Annotated in this window: 2 protein-coding genes; one reads left to right on the top strand and one right to left on the bottom strand. The window is 62.0% G+C overall.

The genetic code is table 11. The features are described from left to right. Positions 1–241 (bottom strand): hypothetical protein (locus ABIZ35_RS22975; protein ID WP_348222265.1); only part of this gene is annotated, 241 nt, incomplete at its 3' end. Positions 242–414: 173 nt separating this feature from the next. On the opposite strand from ABIZ35_RS22975, the gene ABIZ35_RS22970 reads away from it, so the two are divergent. After that, positions 415–3,333 (top strand): insulinase family protein, encoded by a 2,919-nt coding sequence (locus ABIZ35_RS22970; protein ID WP_348222264.1) that lies wholly within the window; start codon positions 415–417, stop codon positions 3,331–3,333. Positions 3,334–3,420 lie beyond the last annotated feature (87 nt).

The following is a 3,420-nucleotide window of genomic DNA, read 5'->3' as shown; positions in this document are numbered from 1 at the left end:
GGGCAATAGCGGCGAAGGTAAACTGCGTCAGAAGCGCCAGCGTAGCGAGCAGTCCGCTGAGAATCCCCAGCGCCAGCCCTCGGCGCGGAGAGATGTCGCCATTGTTGACGACGACTTTGCCGTTTTTGTCGCAGGAGATCAGCGCGACGCGGCCGCTGCACTTGCGCCGGATCTCCGTGAAGACCGACGCGGCTGCGTCCGGGTCCTGATAGAAGCCTGCGGCGGTCACTTTGTCTGGCATGCGAATGTATCGATTCCTTTAGTTGTGGGGCGGAGGGTTGCGGCTCGGACGCTTGGATACTGTTTGTTAACCAAGATTGTCCTGGAACCATCTTCCCGACTTGGCTCGTTTATGTTACAATACGCCACGGGGTTGGTCCCCGCGCGATTTGTATGGATTCAGAGGAGATCTGCATGACGACTACCCATGGATTTGAGCTGCTGCGTGAAGCAGAGGCGCCGGAGCTGAAGAGCAAGGTGCGCTTGTACCGCCATGTCAAGACAGGCGCTGAACTGCTCTCGATCATCAATGAGGACGATAATAAGGCGTTTGCGGTCACATTCCGGACCCCGCCGGCGGATTCTACCGGCATCGCTCATATCTTAGAGCATTCGGTGCTGTGCGGGTCGCGGAAGTATCCGCTGAAGGAGCCGTTCATCGAACTCGTCAAGGGATCGCTGAAGACTTTTTTGAATGCGTTCACGGGATCCGCAGAAACATACTACCCAGTCGCGAGCGTCAATACACGCGATTTCTACAATTTGGTGGATGTCTACTTCGACGCCGTCTTCCATCCCAGGCTCACGGAGCACATCTTTCAGCAGGAAGGATGGCACTATGAACTGACCAGCCCCGACGAGCCGCTGATCTACAAAGGCATCGTTTTTAACGAAATGAAAGGCGCCTACGGCTCCCCGGACACCGTGCTTTACGACGCCGCCGAGCGCTCGCTTTTCCCCGACCACGTCTATGGCGTCTCTGCCGGCGGTGATCCCAAAGTGATCCCCGATCTGACTTACGAAGGCTTGAAGTCCTTCCATGAGAAGTACTATCACCCGTCGAACGCCCGCATCTGGTTCTGGGGCGACGACGAACCCGATGAGCGTCTGCGCCTATCCAACGAATATCTGAGCGAGTTCGAGGCGCGCCCTGTCGATTCGCTCGTGCCGGCCCTCCCGCGCTGGACCGAGCCGCGTCGCCTGACCCAGCCCTACGCTGTGGGCGTGGGCGCCGACGAGGCAGGCCAGGGCATGCTCTCGATCAACTGGGTGCTTACCGATGACGCCGTGGACTTTGAAGTGGACCTGGCGCTGGATATTTTGAAGCATATCCTGACCGGCACGGCGGCCGCGCCGCTGCGCAAGGCGATGCTGGAGTCGCGATTGGTGGAGGATCTTGGCGCCGGCGTTTCCGACGGCCGCCAGCGCGCATGGCGCACCGGCTTCAAGGGCGTGGACCCGGCGAACGCCGACCAGGTCGAGGCGCTGATGCTGGACACGCTGCGCAAGCTCGCCGACGAAGGGATCGATCCCGACGCCGTCGAAGCGGCGATGAACACGGCGGAGTTTAGTCTGCGCGAACTCAACACCGGCGGCTTTCCGCGCGGACTGATGGTGCTGTTCTACGCCATGAGCAGCTGGCTCTATGGCCGCGACCCGATCGCGCCGCTCCAGTTCGAAACGCCGCTGACGGCGATCAAAGAAGGCGTGGCGAAGGGCGGCTACTTCGAGAATCTGATCCGGGAGTACTTCCTGGACAACCCGCATCGCACGACCATCGTCTACACGCCCGATCCGGGCCTTGCCGAACGCGAAGCCGCCGCCGAGCGCGCGAAGCTGGAGACGATCAAGGCGTCGCTGTCCACCGAAGAGCTCACCGCGATCGTTGACGAGACGAAGTATCTTCAGCAGCTCCAGCAGACCCCCGATACGGAAGAGCAGCTGGCGACCCTGCCGCGCCTGACCATCGCCGATCTCGATCCGAAGGTGAAGATCGTGCCGACTGATGTCCAGACCGTTTTCGGCGTTCCGGTCTACCACCACGATCTCTTCACCAACGGCATCGTCTATGTCGATCTCGGGTTCGATCTGAAGGTTCTGCGGCAGGAACTGCTGTCGTACCTGCCCTTGTTCGGCCGCTCGCTGCTGGAAATGGGCACGGAGAAGGAAGATTTCGTCCAATTGACCCAGCGCATCGGCCGTAAGACCGGCGGCGTTTCGCAGCAGCTCTTTACCAGCTCCCTGCGCAGCGCCGAAGGCTCCGCCGCACGCCTCTGGGTGCGGGCGAAGGCCACACCGACGCAGGCTCCGGATTTGACGGCGATCTTGGAAGACATCCTGCTGTATGTGAAGCTGGATAACCAGGACCGGTTCCGCCAGATGGCGACCGAGGAGAAGGTGCGGCTGGAAGCGGCTGTCGCCTCCAGCGGCCACGGCTTCGCGGGCCGCCGCCTCGCGGCGCGCTTCAGTGAATCGGGATGGCTGGGCGAGCAGATCTCGGGGATCACCTATCTTTTCTTTATCCGGCAATTGCTGGAGAAGATCGACAGCGACTGGCCGAGTGTGCTGGCGTCGTTGGAAGAGATCCGAAGCACGGTCCTGCGCCGCAGCCTCGCGGTGGCGAACGTCACGCTGGACGCCGCCAACTACGCCGCGTTCAAGCCCAGCCTTGAGGAACTCGCACAGGCGCTGCCGGACGGCGAAGCGCCCGCGCCCGCCGAGTGGGATCTGGTGGCGGAGTGCCTTCCCGAAGCGTTCACCGTGCCGGGGCAGGTGAACTACGTGGCGAAAGCCGCGCGCCTGACGGATTTCGGCTACGAGCCGTCGGGTTCAGCGAACGTCATCACCAACTTCCTGCGCACGAGCTGGCTCTGGGAAAAGGTCCGCGTCGAAGGTGGCGCGTACGGCGGCATGTGCGGCTTCGATTCGCTCTCCGGTGTTTTCAGCTTCCTGTCGTACCGAGACCCGAACTTGATCAAGACCCTGGAGAACTACGACGGCAGCGCCGACTTCCTAGAGAACCTCACTCTGAGCGACGCCGAGCTGACCCGCAACATCATCGGCACGATCAGCGACCTGGACAGCTACCAGCTGCCCGACGCCAAGGGCTTCAGCGCCACCGCCCGCGCCCTGATCGGCGAGACCGACGACCTGCGCCAGAAGCGCCGCGATCAGGTCCTTGCGACCACCCTCGCCGACTTCCAGGCGTTCGGCAAGGTGCTGGAATCGCTGAACGAATCGGGACAGGTCGCCATTGTGGGTTCGCCCGAAGCGATTGTCGCCGCCAACAACGAGATGGGCGGCTACTGGGTGCGCACGACGAAGGTGCTGTAAGGCGCTGTTTCTACTAGGTTTCGGCCCCTCCGCCCCATCCTGGGGGACTCGAATGCGACGAACGCGTTTTCCGAGTTCCCCAGGATG

The organism is Capsulimonas sp. (assembly GCF_039929585.1).
Classification (GTDB): Bacteria; Armatimonadota; Armatimonadia; order Armatimonadales; family Capsulimonadaceae; genus Capsulimonas.
Note: the sequence above shows the minus strand (reverse complement) of the source record. Positions and strands in the feature narration are given on the sequence as shown.

Excerpts from the sequence above, each read along its gene's own strand:
- ABIZ35_RS22970 (WP_348222264.1), top strand. The coding sequence starts at position 415 with ATGACGACTACCCATGGATTTGAGCTGCTGCGTGAAGCAGAGGCGCCG.